The following is a 17,100-nucleotide window of genomic DNA, read 5'->3' on the forward strand; positions in this document are numbered from 1 at the left end:
CGCTCGCAGGATTCGAGCGACGACCTTAAAATTCGACATTCTGCCCTCTAACCTCGACACTTAAAAAATGTTTCGTTTCCAAACCCTTCTATCTTATTTACTGGTTGGTCTTCATGTATTATTGTTGTTTTTATTGATTTTTCAGGAAAAAGTCATGCTGCCCGTTTGGCTTCAGCCCGTCGGGCGAATGCACCCGATGGTGCTGCACTTGCCCATTGGTCTATTGGTCATTGTGGGGCTACTTTGGCTTTTTAAGCGGGAGTTTGCGGGGGAAAGCTTTGAGAAACTCATGAAATTTATCTTGGGCATAACGGCTTTGTCGGCCGCAGCAGCGGCGTTGATGGGTTTCTTTTTGTCAAGAGAAGAAGGCTACACCGCCGACGTACTCAGTTGGCACAAATACACGGGCATTGGGTTGAGTTTCTTGTGCTATGGGCTGTGGGCCTTGTACCAGACTGCGCAAGAACAGCGTCTTTTTACGCCACTTTTGGGGCTTAGCGCCGTGGCAATGTTTGTGACGGGGCACTTTGGAGCTAGTTTGACCCACGGCGAAGATTACCTGTTTCCCAATGCCGACGCAGCCTCGCAGTTGACTTTTACGGACGACACCCCTGTCTTTGAAGCCGCGATTCAACCCATTTTGAAAGCCAAATGCTACCAATGCCATAACGAACAAAAAACCAAAGGAGAGCTGTTGATGACCACCCTTGCGGGCTTGCTCAAAGGAGGGAAAAATGGGCCGATATGGGTAGCTGGTGATGCGTTAAAAAGTCACCTTATCCAACGCGCTAATTTGCCATTGGAAGATAAAAAACACATGCCACCCAAAGGCAAAGCGCAGTTGGAAGCTGATGAAATTGGCCTACTAACGGCTTGGATTAACGCGGGAGCTAATACCAAACAGAAGGTGGGGCAGTTGGCTGCAAATGATCCCATTAGGGCTTTTTTGAATAATGAAAAAAGTGCCGAGACTCAAGTAGCCAAGTACGATTTTGAGCCTGCTAGTGAAGAAACGATTGAAAAGCTAAACACTCCTTTCCGTGTTATTTTTCCGATTGCGAACGGCTCACCCGCCTTACATACCGATTTCTTTGTGCGTCAGGCTTACAAACAAGAGCAGTTGGGGGAATTGTCCGAAATTAAAGACCAGTTGGTGGCATTGAATTTGTCAAATATGCCCGTCAAAAACGAAGACCTGAAAACCATCGGGCAGTTTGAACAACTTGAAAAATTGGTGTTAAACAATACCGATATTACCGACGCGACTTTGTCGAATTTGCAATCGTTGACCAAATTGAAGTCGTTGTCTCTTTCAGGAACGAAACAGACAAAAACAGGCATGGCGGCATTGGCAAAACTTCCAGCCCTTAAAGAGGTGTTTATTTGGAATACCCCTATTTCGGAGGCCGAAGCCAAAGAACTTCAAAAGCAATACCCTGCCATTCGCTTTGAAATGGGGTACGTACCTACCGATGCCGAAAAATTGAAGCTCAACCCTCCTGTACTGGTCAACGAAAATTTGGTTCTAACCAACGCAACTCCCGTTTCGTTTAAGCACCCTCTCAAAGGTGTTACCATTCGTTATACGACCGACGGAACCTTGCCTGATTCGCTGACGGCACCAGCTTATCAAAAACCGTTTGCGCTGAACGGCTACACCATCGTAAAAGCACGCGCTGTAAAAGATAAATGGTACGCCAGTGATATAGTCGAATACACTTTTTTCAAAGGAGGATACCGCCCGAAAACGGTGGAATTGCTCAATGAGCCTAATCCACAATACATGGGAGAAGGAGGTGGAACATTGGTAAACTTTAAAAAAGGGGAGGCCAACGACTTTAAAAACAAAGCGTGGCTGGGCTACCGAGAGAAGCCGTTGGAAGCACTTTTTGTATTTGATAAACCAACGCCCGTCAAATCAGCGATGTTGAGTATTGGGCGAAATATTGGTGGCTATATCTTTCCACCAGCGTCGATAGAAGTGTGGGCAGGAAACGACCGTACTCAACTCCAATTGATGCAAAAACTGAGCCCTGTGCAACCTACTAAGGATGAGTCGCCTCGAATAGAAGCCATTGAGATGAAGCTGAAGGAAGGTAATTATACTGTTATCAAAGTGATTGCCCGCCCCGTGGCTAAGCTTCCCGAATGGCACGGCGGTAAAGGACAGCCCGCATGGGTGTTTGTGGACGAAGTATTTTTTAATTGAGTACGTATCGTTTTATTTGTAACGTAAACCCTTTTACCTATGAAAAAAGCCCTCAAATGGATAGGCATCGTGATTGGTGCACTAGCAGTAGTGTTGTTTATTGCATTTAAGTTTATGCAAGCAAATACCAAAAAAGCCAGCCCAGAAGCAACGGTTAATTACAAAAAAGACGATACCGAAGTGTCGGTGTTTTATTGTCGGCCTTCTAAAAGAGAACGTGAGATTTTTGGTGAATTGGTACCTTATGGTAAAGTATGGCGTACGGGCGCCAACGAAGCCACGACCTTTACCACCAACAAAGACTTAACCATTGCAGGTAAAACCCTACCAGCAGGAAAATATACCCTTTGGACGATTCCTCAAGAAGACAAATGGACAGTTATCTTCAACAATAAAATGTACGATTGGGGGGTAAGTTTCGGAGGAGAAGCAAGCCGTGAGGAAAGTGCAGACGTTCTTCAAGTAGATGTGCCTGTCACTATATCTTCGATTCCAGTAGAAAAATTTGAAATTTCATTTGACGAAAATCAACCTGCTCTTGTCTTGGAGTGGGATATCACCAAAGTGGTCGTCCCTTTTAAATAACCTAGTCAATGAGCTTGATTTTCTGACGGTTTTGGGGGCTGTTTTCCTTGATTTCAATGGCACAGTCCTCAAAACTTGGTGCAGAAAGAATCGGCCTAAAATTCTTACTAAACCCAAAAGGTTCTTTGGGATAGCCTACCAAGTTTTTATCAAGTTTGCCATTGTCATTGAGGTCGTGATAGACCGCAATGACGTATCTTCCTGCGGGTAAACCCACGACCACTTGCTGTGTGGTTGCTGCGGTAATCGGTACTACTTTAAAGAAATCTGGCTTTGCTTTTGGTCCCGTAAAAGGATTTCCTTCCCGAAAAATTCCGATGCGAAGGCTTCCCTTCGTTTGTGTAATATTGGATACATCCACAGAAACCGAAATAGTGTTTTGATTGTGTGGCTGGTTGCTCTCCTCGTGTGGCTGGTTGCTCTCCTCGTGTGGCTGGTTGCTCTCCTCGTGTGGCTGGTTGCTCTCCCCGTGTAGCTGGTTGCTCACAACCAGCTTAAAACTCGCAATAGCATTCCGAGAGATTTTATTCGTGGCCGATTGAATTGAAAACAGGGCAAAAAGAAGAATTACAAGAAGATTTTGCATGGGATAACGGTGGAGATGGTTTATTGTTTTCATCCTAATTTTTATAACTTAAATGTAAACCAGAAGGTTTGCAATTCGTTGCGAATTGTCTATACTTGCAGAAATACTTGATTTTAAACTTAACCTAGTGATGAAAGAAAAACCCAATTTAAGTTTTTGGCAAATTTGGAACATGAGTTTCGGATTTTTGGGAATTCAGTACGGCTTTGGATTACAGCAGGCCAACATGAGTCCCATCTTCCGATACCTCGGTGCCGACGAAGCTTCAATCCCTGGCCTTTGGCTTGCAGGCCCACTCACAGGGCTATTACTTCAACCGATTATTGGCGCAGTATCCGACCGTAGTTGGTCACCCAAATGGGGCCGTCGTCGTCCGTTTATTTTGGTAGGTGCCCTTGTTGGAAGCCTTGCCATGATTCTCATGCCAAACTCTTCGGCCGTATGGATGGCGGCAGGGTTGATGTGGATGCTCGATGCGGGTCTCAACTCGGCCATGGAGCCTTTCCGCGCTTTTGTGGGTGACATGCTCAACGAAAAACAACGTCCCGTAGGTTTTGCCGTACAATCGTTTTTTGTTGGTTTTGGACAAACCCTCGCCAACCTCATGCCGTACATTTTGCCGTTGCTAGGCATTTCGATGGTGCTCAGTGATGAACAACTAGCCAACGGTATTCCCAATTCGGTACGTTATCCTTTTTACATTGGAGCTGCTTCTATTTTATTAGCGGTATTTTGGACCATGCGGACTACCAAAGAGTATCCCCCTGAAAACGATGACTATAAAAAAGAACACGTTTTTACGGAAGAAGAGAAAAAGTCTATTTCCTTTTGGCACCTATCGCTTGCCGTGGGAGCCGCTATTTTGGGCTTCGGATTCGCCTATTTTTCAGGAGGGTTGGCAACGGGGCTTCAGTGGGGATTAGGAATTTTAATCGGAGGCTATTTGATTTTGATGCTGCCTGTGTTTAAAGAAATTTTAGCGCCTTTGTCGTCGATGCCTACCGTCATGCGTCAGCTTTGGTGGGTGAAATTCTTTACGTGGTATGGACTTCCGTTGATGTGGCAATATTTATCGCTTTCTGTGGCCAAATACGCGTTCAACGCGCCCGATGCCGTTTCTAATCCTACGGGTTTTGAGGAAGGAACGAAGTGGGGTGGTTTGTGTTTTGCCATGTTTAGCGTATCCTGCGCCGTGATTTCGTTTTTTATTCCTCGTATTGTAAAAATCGTGGGTAGCTCGCGCGGAACGCACGCATTATTTCTGGTTCTTGGGGCGATGGGCTTTTTTATGACATTACTTTCCAACGATAAAATGGTCTATCTCGCAGGAATGACCATTATTGGTTTGATGTGGGGTTCTATCATGTCAATGCCTTACTTGATGCTAGCCGCAGCCGTTCCTAAAGAAAAAATGGGTGTATATATGGGGATTTTCAATGGCTTTATTTGCGTGCCTCAATTCATCGGTATGTTGACTGTACCCATTTTCTACAAAACTCTCCTTGGCGATGACCCACGCAATGCCCTTGTATTAGCGGGTGTGTGTATGCTACTGGCAGCAGGGTCTTGTTTTTTGGTAAAAGAACAAAAAGCGTAGAACGAATTAGAAATGAGGGAATTAGGAATTATGAATGAGTGAAATAACGCGAACTTTTCAAGAAATGTGCCTATAGGCACTACCTATTTGTAGTGATAGGGATCTATTTTCTTATTTTAGTGTGCCGTAGGTACACAACATCGCTTACAAGTGGTGTACCTACGGCACACAAGATTGGATGAATCCTCATTGTTCTACAAATGTTAAGCCTCTATGAGGCACAAAACCAAGCACTTATCTTGAAAAGCTCGCGTTAAAACAGAGAGGGGTCTTGAAACTCAAAGCTGAGTTTCAAGACCCCTTTTTTTATCGCTTGTCCCAAACTGCAATTTGGGACAGAAAAGGCTTCGCGTCTCTGACGCAAAATTCTATTTCTTCCCGAAGTTATAGCCTAAGGTCACAAAGAAAATTTTTGACTCTGTGTTGGCATAAGGTTTTACGCCATTTTCTGAAAAATCAGGATTCAAAAAATCATTGAGGTAATACTGCACTTTCAATCCAAAACCTTGTTTGGTTTGAAATCCTGCAAAAACGGCAGGCATAAAAGGGTTAGACCGATTGCTAAACCACTCGTTGAACTTATCAACTTTTTCCCCGTTAATAAATGTTTTTTGCTTGAAGTTAATAGCATACGCAGCTTCGGCACCGCCATAGACATAGAACTTGCGAAGGTCACCGATTTTGATGCCTACAGGAACCCCCAACGCGTACACACGTTGTTTGTATTTAAAGACGTCGGTTTTGACGGTGCCAACGATTGTTTCTTCGGTAATCATTCCAATGTTAGTCAAATTTAAACCCGCAAAAAGGCCCAAGTGGTTGCCTAAATCGACGTTGGCATTGGTACCAATGTTGACAAACATGGTAAAACGTGGGATAGAAGATACCTCTTCACCGTCGCGGGTAACTTGGGCAAATGAGAGCAAGCTAGCATTTCCTCCTTTGGTATAATATACTTTGGAGTTATTTTTTTTCTCAGAATAATTGTCTGAGTCTTGAGCGAAAGCACTGAATGAAGCAGCGAAGGCGAGGGCGAAGATGAACGTTTTCATGGCTATAAATTTGTTTAGTTTAAGAACTGATTTCGATAGCAAGATGCAGCAATGACCCCAAAAAGTTGCGCGATTAGGATAAACGGAACGATTTACGGGATAAGTGGTTTATAATGTAGTTGGAAGAAAAGAAGGCAGCTGGCTTTTGGAAAAAACCTTTAAAAAACAGCAGAAACTTTTTTTGACTTGTGAATATTAATAATTAATTCTAACTTTGCAGCCCATTTTGATAGAGAAGTGAAAGCGCTAACACAGTACGACATAGACATTTACGGCTTAAAAGAGAAGCAATACGTTTACGATTTTGAGTCGAGAAGCGAGTTTTTTGAAGAACTGGAGCAAGAACTCATTGAAAATGGGCATTTTAAGACCCATTTGACGCTGGATAAATCTGCTACGATGCTGATTCTTAATTTTCACATCGTAGGAAACGTAGAATTAGTGTGTGATCGTAGTCTTGAGACGTTTGAAGAGCCTTTAGACATTCAAGAACGGCTAATTCTCAAGTACGGCGACCACAACGAACAGCTTTCGGACGAAATCGAGTTAATTCGTCAAGATACGGTTCGCATCAACGTCGCTAGTCATATTTTTGAGTACATCGCATTGGCGTTGCCAATGAAAAAACTTCATCCTCGGTTCCGAACCGACGAAGAAGAGTTGGAAGACGAAGATGAAATTGAGGGAGTTTTGGTGTATCAAACCCCAGAGGAAGAGACACCCGAAGAGCCCGATGAGGAAGACCCACGCTGGGCGGCCCTAAGAAAGCTGAAAGGCAATTAATACGCACTTTTTTAAGTATTTATAAATAGAAAACGAACAATCAATTAACGACATAAGGTAATGGCACATCCCAAACGAAGACACTCAAGCACACGCCGTGACAAGCGCCGTACGCACGACGCATTGACGGGCAAGGCACTTTCTACTGACCCAACAACAGGCGAAGTACACGTAATGCACCGCGCCCACGTTTTTGAGGGTAATTTGGTTTATAAAGGCAAAGTAGTAGTAGAAGGCTACGCAAAAGTCTAGTTTATAAAGCATTGTATATGAAAGCATTTCATCACAACTTGTATAGAAAGTTGCGGTGAAATGCTTTTTTAGTATTGCTTATCTACTATTTTTACAGCCACTTTCTACCCAATACCTACAATAGAAAAATGAAAATAGGAATAGATGCAATGGGAGGCGATTTTGCCCCCGAGGCAATTGTCGAAGGTGCTGTTCTGGCGACTCCCAATTTGCCGAACAACGTCCAACTCGTACTCATAGGCAAACAAGACATTATAAACGAGCTACTAACGAAGTATGGTTACCAAGGCTCGCAGATTGAAGTGGTACATGCCGAAGATGTAGTAGAGATGGGAGAACACCCTACTAAAGCCTTGTCCCAAAAACCTCATTCGAGCATTTCGGTTGGGTTTAAGTTACTGAAGGAAAAGAATATAGACATCTTTTGTGGAGCAGGTAACACGGGAGCAATGCACGTAGGCGCTTTATTTAGCATCAAAGCGATTGAAGGCATTATCCGCCCCGCCATTGTTGGGCTCGTCCCTCAGAAAAAAGGAGGGTACGCTGCCATGTTAGATATTGGAGCCAACGCAGACTGCAAACCAGAGGTACTCGAACAATTTGGCGTGATTGGTTCAATTTACGCTCAATATACTTTTGGCATCGACAAACCACGCGTGGCGTTGATGAACATTGGTGAAGAAGAGCAAAAAGGCTCGCTCGTAGCCCAGGCAGCACATCAGCTTTTGAAAGAAAATACGCGTATCAACTTCGTTGGTAACATGGAAGGTGGGGACTTTTTTGACGACAAGGCCGATGTAATCGTTACGGACGGCTTTACTGGTAATGCTCTATTTAAACTCGCTGAGTCGTTCTATACAGTTGCCAGTGAGCGTGGTATCAAAGATGACTACATCGACAAGATGAACTACGAAGCGGTGGGAGGAAGTAGCATCGTGGGCGTAAACGGCAATGTGATGATTGCACACGGTATTTCGTCACCAACGGCTATCAAAAACATGATTAGCTGGGCTTGCAAACAAGTAGAAGCTCAAATCCATGTCCATATTGCCAAAGCATTGAGTTGAAACCACCTTTATCGTCGTCCCTCTGAGTTGTAAAGAGGTGAGACCTAATCACTTATATCAAAGTAAAAAATGAGTCAAATTCGCGCGGCTATTACGGGGATACAAGGATACTTACCCGATTATGTACTAACCAACGCTGAGTTGGAGAAAATGGTAGATACCAACGACGAGTGGATTACGGCCCGTACAGGTATTAAAGAACGGCATATCCTCAAAGGCGAAGGACTGGGTACATCCCACATGGCCGCCGAAGCAGTAAAAGGGCTTTTGGCCAAAACAAACACTGCGGCAGGTGATATTGACTTGTTGATTTGTGCAACAACTACTCCCGATTTTGTATTTCCGAGTACAGCCAATCTCATCTGTGATATGGTGGGTATTAAATCCATTGGAAGTTTTGATATTCAGGCGGCTTGCTCAGGCTTTATTTATGCCCTGACGGTAGGTTCGCAGTTTATCGAAACGGGTAAATACAAAAAAGTGATTGTGGTAGGAGCGGATAAAATGTCAGCTATTATTGACTATACCGACCGTACGACCTGCGTGTTGTTTGGGGACGGAGCAGGCGCTGTTTTGCTCGAACCTAACACCGAAGGGCTCGGAATTTTAGATACCATTATCAAATCAGACGGAGCTGGTCAGCCCTTCTTGCACCAAAAAGCAGGAGGAAGCCGCTTCCCCCCCACGCACGAAACGATTGACAAACGCTGGCACTATGCCTACCAAGATGGTCAGTCGGTATTTAAGTTTGCCGTTACCAATATGGCCGACGTTGCGGCTGAAATCATGGAGCGTAACCACCTCTCAGGCGACGACGTGGCGTGGTTGGTACCTCACCAAGCCAACAAACGCATCATTTCCGCAACGGCCAACCGCATGAAAGTCGGGATGGACAAAGTGATGCTGAACATTCATAAATACGGAAACACGACTGCGGCAACCATTCCTCTGTGTTTATGGGATTATGAATCGCAACTTAACAAAGGCGATAATCTCATTTTTGCTGCATTTGGAGGAGGCTTTACGTGGGGGTCGGTATATGTAAAATGGGCGTATTAACGAGGAAACTTCTCAATTCTCAAAAATCAAATTTCGATAAGAGGCTAGGATTATTCGTGGCCTTCAATCTAATGAATTAACGATTCATACTAAAATGGCAACAACTGCAGACATCCGTAATGGATTAGTAATTAATTTTAACCACGATTTGTTTCAAATTGTCGAGTTTCAACACGTTAAACCAGGTAAAGGGGCGGCTTTTGTACGTACAAAACTTAAAAGCCTTACCAGTGGTAAAGTGTTGGACAATACCTTTAACTCAGGGGTGGCAATCTACCCTGTGCGCGTAGAGCGCCGAGAGTTTCAATTCTTGTACAAGGACGAAGCTGGCTTCAACTTTATGGACAATGAATCGTTTGAGCAAATTTCAATCGACGAAAAATTGGTTGACGGGGCTGACTTGATGAAAGAAGGCCAAGTCGTAGAAATTTTATTGAATACTGAAAACGAAGCACCCCTCACGTGCGAACTTCCAGCCACAGTTGACTTGGAAGTAGTATATGCAGAGCCAGGCATTAAAGGCGATACTGCCAACAACCCTCGCAAGGCAGTAGAAGTAGAAACGGGAGCGCGCATCATGGTGCCTATGTTTATCGAACAAGGAGATAAAATCCGCATCAAAACAGCTACCAGAGAGTACTCAGAACGCGTTAAGTAAGACGAAAGTCTCCAACAACCTAACTTCAAACAACAATGGAAATTAAAGACATTCAGAAATTACTCGATTTCATTGCTCACTCTAGTTTGGACGAAGTAAACATCGAAACTGGTGAGTTTAAGGTAAGCGTAAAGCGCAACGCCGTGACTACCGTGGTTGCCGCTGCTCCTGCTCCCGTAGCCGCCGCGCCAGTAGTGGCCGCTCCTGCACCAGCAGCAGCACCCGCTCCTGCTAAAGCGGATGAATCGAAGTATTTGACCATCAAATCACCAATGATTGGTACTTTCTACCGTTCAGGCGGGCCAGATAAACCTTCGTTTGTAGAAGTAGGCGACGAAGTTGCAACTGGAAAAGTGGTTTGTATTGTAGAAGCGATGAAGCTTTTCAACGAAATCGAATCGGAAGTATCAGGTCGTATCGTAAAAGTATTGGTTGAAAATGCTACGCCTGTAGAATACGACCAGCCATTGTTCTTGGTAGAGCCTGCTTAACAATTTCCAAAAACTCATGTTCAAGAAAATACTAATCGCCAATCGCGGGGAGATTGCATTGCGCATTATCCGTACTTGCCGCGAAATGGGTATAAAAACAGTCGCTGTGTATTCCACTGCTGATCGTGATAGCCTTCACGTTCGTTTTGCAGATGAGGCTGTTTGTATTGGCCCTCCGCCAAGCCGACAATCATATTTGAGTATTCCAAATATCATTTCAGCCGCAGAAATTACCAATGCTGATGCCATTCACCCAGGCTACGGGTTTTTGTCAGAAAACGCTGAATTTTCGCGAATTTGTGCCGAATACGGCATCAAATTTATCGGAGCAACGGCCGAGCAAATTAATTTCATGGGGGATAAGTCAACCGCCAAAGCAACGATGAAGGCGGCGGGTGTACCAGTTATCCCAGGTTCAGAAGGTTTGTTGGAATCGGTGGAAGAAGGTAAAGCCTTGGCCAAAGAAATTGGCTATCCTGTTATTGTAAAAGCTACCGCGGGTGGTGGTGGCCGTGGGATGCGGATTATCAAAGATGAAAGTGAATTTCAGAAAGCATGGGACGATGCTAAAATGGAATCAGGAGCAGCCTTCGGAAATGATGGCTTGTACCTTGAGAAGTTTGTAGAAGAGCCGCGCCACATCGAAATTCAGGTAGTAGGTGACCAATATGGCACCGTTTGCCACCTTTCTGAACGCGATTGCTCGATTCAGCGTCGTCACCAAAAATTGGTCGAAGAAACGCCATCACCAATTGTATCCCCAGAGCTTCGTGAGCGCATGGGCGAAGCGGCTATCCGTGGAGCGTCAGCGATTGCCTACGAAGGAGCAGGAACGATTGAGTTTTTGGTGGATAAATACGGCGAGTTTTATTTCATGGAAATGAACACACGTATTCAGGTAGAACACCCAATCACGGAGGAAGTGACTGATTTTGATCTTATTAAAGAGCAAATTAAAGTAGCTGCTGGTGAGCGTATTTCGGGTCAAAATTACTCGCCAAAGCTGTATGCGATGGAGTGTCGTATCAACGCCGAGGACCCTGCCAACGGTTTCCGCCCAAGTCCAGGAAAAATTACGCAGTTGCATTTCCCTGGTGGACACGGGGTTCGTATCGACAGCCACGTATATGCAGGTTATACGATTCCGCCAAACTATGACTCAATGATTGCAAAAGTAATCGTGAGTGGTCAGTCGCGGGAAGAAGTAACAACCCGTATGAAGCGCGCCTTGCAAGAGTTTGTAATTGAAGGTATCAAAACGACGATTCCTTTCCACATTCGCTTGATGGACGATGCAGGCTTCCAATCGGGAATGTTTACGACAAAATACCTCGAAACATTTGATTTTAGTGGTTTGTAATAAAGCACAAAACGGAGTTTCTGTTGCTTAAAATAAACATGGAAAGCGGGCTGTACGGCCCGCTTTTTTTATGCTATCCCAATTAGGATTACAAAGTCGCCGCTAACCAGCTTGAAACTTTGGTACGAGCAGCGGCTTTGGCAACGGCGTCGTCACCCGTTGTTTTTTCGTCGAAAGAGTGGTTGGCGTTTTCGTAAGTCACTAACTCAATGCTTGTTCCTGCACCGTTTAATTTGGCACGGTCGTATTGTACTTGGGTGGCAGCAAGCAAATCATCGTTTTTCCCAATTAGAATCAAAAGAGGGGCGTAGTTGACATATTTGCCCTTGGTAGCATCCGAAACACTTCCAAAATAGCTAAAGAACCCACCGCCAGGATAATAAGCAACGGCTGTTTTGAAACCACCTTGGGCAGGACGAGCAACGGGAGCGGCTACGTTGTAAGTTTTATTTTGATACCAAACGGTCCATTGGCTTTTGGTGACCAATGTAGTATTGACAAGGGCGGCCATCGTGGTAGAACCTCCGTGAGAGAAGCCCATCAACCCAATTCGACTTCCTTGAATGTAAGGCAAGCTGCGCAAATAAGCCAAACCAGCGTAGGCATCGTAGGTGCGTTCGTAGACAGGAGAGCAAATGCTATCGTTGAGCGGAGTACGGCCGCAAAACTCTACAATCGGCTGACCATTTTCAAGGCGGTTGGTGTAGCTATCAATAAACAACGACGCAATTTTCTTGGTCGTAAAATCGGTTGCCCATTCGTTAAAATTGGTTTTCATTTTGTTGGCAGCTACGTTATCGTTTGACCACATTCCGCCGCATCCGTGCATCACAACCATGGCAGGAATCTGCTCGCCAGGTTGGAGGGCAGGCACGTATAGCTTGGCGGTGAGTGTTAATCCTTTGGCGTTTTGGAAGGTGACGTTGTAAACGGTGTCGTTGGTTGCGACGGCGATGGCGTCGGTGGCAAGGCGGGCACTAGCATTAGTTTTAGGGCTAGTTGGAGCTACTACTGTGTTGGATTCTTGGCAGCTTATAACGAAGAGAGAAATGCCTAAAATGGCGATTAAAAGGACTTTTTGAAGAATTGTGTTGAACATTGAACGTACTGATTTGTTTGTTTTCATGGCTTGTATGTGTTTAAAAATTTGACGCTGCAAAGTTGGAGAGGAACCTCAAAGCCTCGAAAAAATCTTCGGTTAGCCTGCCAATTTCGTTACTAAGCCGTGGAATTTTTTGGCTAAACCGTCCGAAAACCATTAGTGCGCAGACAAAAATTTTTGAGAAATTTCAAGTAGCCTCGGCAGAGGCTCAACGTTTGTGGAGATTTAAGGAATTCAAAAGTAGCCTCGGTAGAGGCTCAACATTTGTAGAAAAAAAGCAGACAACGGAACCATTGCCTGCTTTCAAACCATTTACCCTAAACTAAATCCCTGAATTATATACACAAATTCGGTGACTAGACTTTCCAAGTTGCGTTGTTTGTTGAAACCCAAACTTGGAAAGTCAGGATGTTAATGAAACTGTTCTTCTTCGGTCGAGCCTTTCATGGCAACAGTGGCAGAAGTACCCGCGGTTACGGTATTCTGAACCGCATCAAAATAGCCTGTTCCTACAAAAGCTTGGTGTTTCACGGCTTTGAAACCTTTTGCTTGGAGCGCAAATTCACGTTGTTGTAGTTCTGAGAAACCAGCCATTCCGCGTTCTACGTAAGCCGACGATAGCTCAAACATGGCCGTATTGAGGGCGTGAAAGCCTGCCAAGGTAATGAATTGGAACTTATACCCCATCTCCGCAATCTTTTCACGGAAATTCAGCATTTGTTTTTCGTCCATAAACTTCGCCCAGTTAAACGACGGTGAGCAATTGTAGGCTAACAACTTGTCGGGGAACTGACTGCGGATGGCTTCGGCAAACTCACGCGCTAGTCCTAAGTCGGGGTTGCCTGTTTCCATCCAAATCAGGTCGGCATAAGGGGCGTAACTCAAACCACGGTCGATGCCTTGCTCAAGTCCGTTCCGAACGTAGTAGAAACCTTCGGGCGTACGACCCAAGTCGCGACGGATAAATTTCTCATCGCGCTCGTCGATGTCGGATGTGATAAGATTGGCGGCCTCGGCATCGGTACGAGCAATAACCAGCGTAGGTACACCCATGACATCGGTGGCAAGGCGGGCCGCGACCAATTTATTGATGGCTTCTTGGGTAGGAACCAATACTTTGCCGCCTAAGTGACCACATTTTTTGGCCGAAGAAAGCTGGTCTTCAAAGTGTACGCCAGATGCCCCCGCTTCAATCATTTGTTTCATCAACTCAAACGCATTGAGATTACCCCCAAAACCCGCTTCGGCATCGGCTACGATAGGGACAAGCCAGTCGATGTTACCGTCATTGCTCACCGATTGGATTTGGTCGGCCCGCAAAAGGGAATTGTTGATGCGTTTTACGACTGCTGGAACGCTGTCAGCGGGGTAAAGACTTTGGTCGGGGTACATTTGCCCAGCTAAATTGGCATCGGCGGCCACCTGCCAGCCCGAAAGATAAATGGCTTTCATGCCTGCCGCTACTTCTTGCACGGCTTGGTTGCCTGTGAGTGCGCCCAACCCAGCGACCCACTCGTCGTTTTGGAGCAAATTCCATAGTTTTTCGGCTCCCATACGAGCCACCGAGTGTTCGATTTGGTACGAACCCGCTAAGCGAACTACTTCTTCGGCTGTGTAAGGGCGCTGAATTCCGTTCCAACGAGGGTTGGTCGTCCAATCGGCAATGAGCGATTGAATGCGGTCTTGTGTGTTGATTTTCATTGTTGTTGATGTTTGTGATGAAGTGTATTTGATAAAAAAGAGGAAGATGCTAAGCTTCTAAAAGCTCGTAAGCGGGGAGTGTTAAAAAGGACTCGAATTGAGGCTGTGTAACCAAATGGTCAAACAACTCGGCAGCTTGTTCGTAATGGCCTTTGGTAAATGCTTCGATACCAACGTCTTCTTTGATTTTATTGATTTCTTCGATAAAAACGTTTTTGTACCAATTGAGCGTTATTGGGCGTCCATCAAAGGTTTTGACCTCGTGATGCAGCCATTGCCATACCTGTGCCCGCGAAATTTCGGCAGTGGCGGCATCCTCCATCAGGTTATGAATGGCGGCAGCACCTACGCCACGTAGCCAAGAGGCAATGTACAAGATACCAATGTTGATATTGGCACGTAAGCCGTTTTCACTGATGGTTCCTTCCTTGATGTAAACGTCGATAAGCGCTTCGGCTTCGATGCGGTCATGTTGGCGTTTGATGTGTTTTTGGTGAGGCTGAGCACCAAGCAGAGCGTCAAAAGGGGCTTTGGCAACCGATACCAAATCGGGATGCGCAACCCACGTGCCATCAAAGCCAGTTTCTACTTCTAATTGTTTGTCGGCTTCTACCCGTTCGAAGGCAATGCGGTTGACCTCGGCATCGCGGCGGCTAGGAATGAAGGCCGACATCCCACCGATGGCGTGCGCACCTCGTTTGTGGCAGGTTTGAACCAAAAGCCGACAATAAGCCCGCATAAACGGCATTCGCATCGTGACTTGAGTACGGTCGGGCAAGATAAATTCGGGATAATCTTTGAATTTTTTGATGATACTAAAAATATAATCCCAGCGCCCCGCATTCAGTCCTGCCAAGTGGTGACGAAGCTCGTAAATGATTTCGTCCATTTCGAAGGCGGCCAAAATGGTTTCTATCAAAACCGTTGCTTTAATCGTGCCCAGAGGCAAACGAAGCCATTCTTGCGCAGCGATAAATACCTCGTTCCAAAGGCGTGCCTCTAAATGGCTTTCGAGTTTGGGGAGATAGAAATACGGCCCGCTGCCGTTTTGCAACAATTGATGAGCATTGTGGAAAAAATACAAACCGAAGTCGAATAAAGAGGCTGAAATGGCTTGATTATCAATGAGTAAATGCTTTTCGTGGAGGTGCCAGCCGCGCGGACGAACCACCAGCGTAGCTACCTTGTCTTTGAGCTGGTAGGTCTTACCATTTTCAGCCGTAAAGTCGATTTGGCGACGAATCGCGTCGTACAGGTTGATTTGCCCTTCTATCATGTTGCTCCAAGTGGGAGAAGAGGCATCTTCAAAATCGGCCATAAATACATTCGCACCCGAATTGAGGGCATTGATGACCATGCGGCGGTCAACGGGGCCTGTAATTTCGGTGCGGCGGTTTTGTAAATCACTGGGAATGGCATTGACGGTCCAGTCTGCTTCACGAATAGGAGCAGTTTCGGGAAGGAACTGCGGCATTTCGCCTTTTTGAATTGCGATGGTACGAAGGTCGCGCAGACAAAGGAGTTCGAGGCGACGCCCGTTAAAGCGTCGGTGCAGGTGAGCGATAAATTGCAGAGCCTCAGGAGTTAAGATTTGATCGTACTGGCTACACATCGTTCCTGTGATGTCAATGCCTTCAAGGAGGGTGTCGGTTTGAGTACTCATTTTGTTCAAGTGTTGATGAAGTGTAATTGATGTTTCAAAAGTATGTTAGCGAAAAATATAAAACAAGCGAAATTTCGCTAAAATGAAAATTTCTGCAAGATGAAAATTGCTAAGTTGTTGAAAATCAGACAAAAGCTTAAAAAAGAAAATTTGAAAACTATAGTTAATTAGCAAAACAATACTAAACGTGACCAAAAACATTTTTTTATATGAATAGTCCTATTAGCTTTGGTAAATTACTATAGGACACTTCCTCTAATTATAACTTAACCATTCCTTTTTCATGGCAGCAACACTCAAATGCCCCAAATGCGACAGCCTAGAAACTGTCAAGAACGGAATCATCAAAGACCGTCAGCGTTTCCGTTGTAAAAAATGCGATTACAATTTTACGGTCGATAAACTTGGCAAAGGAATAAGTTCCTACTACGTGATTAAGGCGCTTCAGTTGTACATAGAGGGAGTTAGTTACCGTGAAATAGAGCGACTTCTGGGTGTAAGTCACGTGTCGGTGATGAACTGGGTAAAGAAGTATCAGATCAAAATGCCCGACCGAATTACGCACCATGCTACCTACAAAGTGATGAATCACAAAGAGCTGGCTGAGTTTTATGCCGACCGTAAAAATTTGGAAGGAATGGGCATGATTGTGACCGAATTAGGAGATAAGTTTATGATGATTAAATGGGAAAGATTCAAAGATTAATTACACCAATAAGTGCATTGAGGCGGGGGTAACAGATGATGTTACCCCCGTTTTTTTATATTAAATGGCCGTTTATTGCTAAATTACTATATGTTTGCTAAATTAAAATAGATGATTTTTAAGGCGTATTTCCAAAATAGTATAGGGATAACTTCCGACATTGCCTTTGATTTATTGCTTAATCTTCTTCAATGCTATATTTTTCTACTGATTTTTACTTAAAAACAGC

General features: G+C 44.9%; 16 protein-coding genes. 11 read left to right on the top strand and 5 right to left on the bottom strand.

Annotated features, from left to right (window positions below; translation table 11 throughout):
• The first annotated feature begins 67 nt into the window (after positions 1 to 67).
• Both DTQ70_RS27810 and DTQ70_RS27815 read left to right on the top strand, forming a co-directional pair.
• On the top strand, positions 68 to 2,209 hold the full coding sequence (locus tag DTQ70_RS27810; protein WP_122933843.1) for an FN3 associated domain-containing protein: 2,142 nt from the start codon (positions 68 to 70) through the stop codon (positions 2,207 to 2,209).
• A 39-nt stretch (positions 2,210 to 2,248) separates the two neighbouring features.
• On the top strand, positions 2,249 to 2,794 hold the full coding sequence (locus DTQ70_RS27815) for a DUF2911 domain-containing protein (RefSeq protein ID WP_122933844.1): 546 nt from the start codon (positions 2,249 to 2,251) through the stop codon (positions 2,792 to 2,794).
• 1 nt (position 2,795) lies between these two features.
• On the opposite strand, the gene DTQ70_RS31005 is transcribed toward DTQ70_RS27815, so the two are convergent.
• A complete protein-coding gene (locus tag DTQ70_RS31005) occupies positions 2,796 to 3,380 on the bottom strand; it encodes a DUF2141 domain-containing protein (RefSeq protein WP_206019594.1) in 585 nt (194 codons plus the stop codon).
• Positions 3,381 to 3,510: 130 nt separating this feature from the next.
• On the opposite strand from DTQ70_RS31005, the gene DTQ70_RS27825 reads away from it, so the two are divergent.
• A complete protein-coding gene (locus DTQ70_RS27825) occupies positions 3,511 to 4,977 on the top strand; it encodes an MFS transporter (protein ID WP_122933845.1) in 1,467 nt (488 codons plus the stop codon).
• A gap of 368 nt (positions 4,978 to 5,345) precedes the next feature.
• On the opposite strand, the gene DTQ70_RS27830 is transcribed toward DTQ70_RS27825, so the two are convergent.
• Complete coding sequence (locus DTQ70_RS27830) at positions 5,346 to 6,029, bottom strand: hypothetical protein (protein WP_122933846.1); 684 nt, start codon at positions 6,027 to 6,029, stop codon at positions 5,346 to 5,348.
• Positions 6,030 to 6,266: 237 nt separating this feature from the next.
• Between DTQ70_RS27830 and DTQ70_RS27835 the strand changes: the two genes are divergently transcribed.
• The 7 genes from DTQ70_RS27835 to accC all read left to right on the top strand — a co-directional run bounded on the left by DTQ70_RS27835 (position 6,267) and on the right by accC (position 11,699).
• Positions 6,267 to 6,812 carry a DUF177 domain-containing protein gene (locus DTQ70_RS27835; protein WP_122933847.1) on the top strand — a complete coding sequence of 182 codons (546 nt, stop codon included), beginning with the start codon at positions 6,267 to 6,269 and terminating at the stop codon, positions 6,810 to 6,812.
• 60 nt (positions 6,813 to 6,872) lie between these two features.
• Positions 6,873 to 7,064, top strand: coding sequence for a 50S ribosomal protein L32 (gene rpmF, locus DTQ70_RS27840; RefSeq protein WP_028525183.1), 192 nt, complete (start codon positions 6,873 to 6,875; stop codon positions 7,062 to 7,064).
• Between the two features lie 128 nt (positions 7,065 to 7,192).
• Entirely contained in the window at positions 7,193 to 8,131 is a 939-nt protein-coding gene (gene plsX, locus DTQ70_RS27845) for a phosphate acyltransferase PlsX (RefSeq protein WP_122933848.1), read from the top strand.
• Between the two features lie 69 nt (positions 8,132 to 8,200).
• On the top strand, positions 8,201 to 9,190 hold the full coding sequence (locus DTQ70_RS27850) for a beta-ketoacyl-ACP synthase III (protein WP_028525185.1): 990 nt from the start codon (positions 8,201 to 8,203) through the stop codon (positions 9,188 to 9,190).
• 94 nt (positions 9,191 to 9,284) lie between these two features.
• Positions 9,285 to 9,848: an elongation factor P gene (gene efp, locus DTQ70_RS27855; RefSeq protein ID WP_122933849.1), complete on the top strand. Its 564-nt coding sequence runs from the start codon at positions 9,285 to 9,287 to the stop codon at positions 9,846 to 9,848.
• 35 nt (positions 9,849 to 9,883) lie between these two features.
• Positions 9,884 to 10,339: an acetyl-CoA carboxylase biotin carboxyl carrier protein gene (accB, locus tag DTQ70_RS27860; RefSeq protein WP_122933850.1), complete on the top strand. Its 456-nt coding sequence runs from the start codon at positions 9,884 to 9,886 to the stop codon at positions 10,337 to 10,339.
• A 16-nt stretch (positions 10,340 to 10,355) separates the two neighbouring features.
• Positions 10,356 to 11,699: an acetyl-CoA carboxylase biotin carboxylase subunit gene (gene accC, locus DTQ70_RS27865; RefSeq protein ID WP_122933851.1), complete on the top strand. Its 1,344-nt coding sequence runs from the start codon at positions 10,356 to 10,358 to the stop codon at positions 11,697 to 11,699.
• 88 nt (positions 11,700 to 11,787) lie between these two features.
• Here accC and DTQ70_RS27870 read toward each other — a convergent pair whose 3' ends face one another.
• The 3 genes from DTQ70_RS27870 to aceB form a co-directional block, all read right to left on the bottom strand.
• Positions 11,788 to 12,825 (bottom strand): dienelactone hydrolase family protein, encoded by a 1,038-nt coding sequence (locus DTQ70_RS27870; RefSeq protein WP_164490245.1) that lies wholly within the window; start codon positions 12,823 to 12,825, stop codon positions 11,788 to 11,790.
• A 387-nt stretch (positions 12,826 to 13,212) separates the two neighbouring features.
• A complete protein-coding gene (aceA, locus tag DTQ70_RS27880) occupies positions 13,213 to 14,502 on the bottom strand; it encodes an isocitrate lyase (RefSeq protein ID WP_122933854.1) in 1,290 nt (429 codons plus the stop codon).
• Between the two features lie 49 nt (positions 14,503 to 14,551).
• Positions 14,552 to 16,165, bottom strand: a complete 1,614-nt coding sequence (gene aceB, locus DTQ70_RS27885) for a malate synthase A (RefSeq protein WP_122933855.1) — start codon at positions 16,163 to 16,165, stop codon at positions 14,552 to 14,554.
• Positions 16,166 to 16,448: 283 nt separating this feature from the next.
• Here aceB and DTQ70_RS27890 point away from each other — a divergent pair, with 283 nt between their 5' ends.
• Positions 16,449 to 16,871, top strand: a complete 423-nt coding sequence (locus DTQ70_RS27890) for a helix-turn-helix domain-containing protein (protein ID WP_122933856.1) — start codon at positions 16,449 to 16,451, stop codon at positions 16,869 to 16,871.
• The last annotated feature ends 229 nt before the right edge of the window (positions 16,872 to 17,100 follow it).

This window comes from Runella sp. SP2 (genome assembly GCF_003711225.1).
Classification (GTDB): Bacteria; Bacteroidota; Bacteroidia; order Cytophagales; family Spirosomataceae; genus Runella.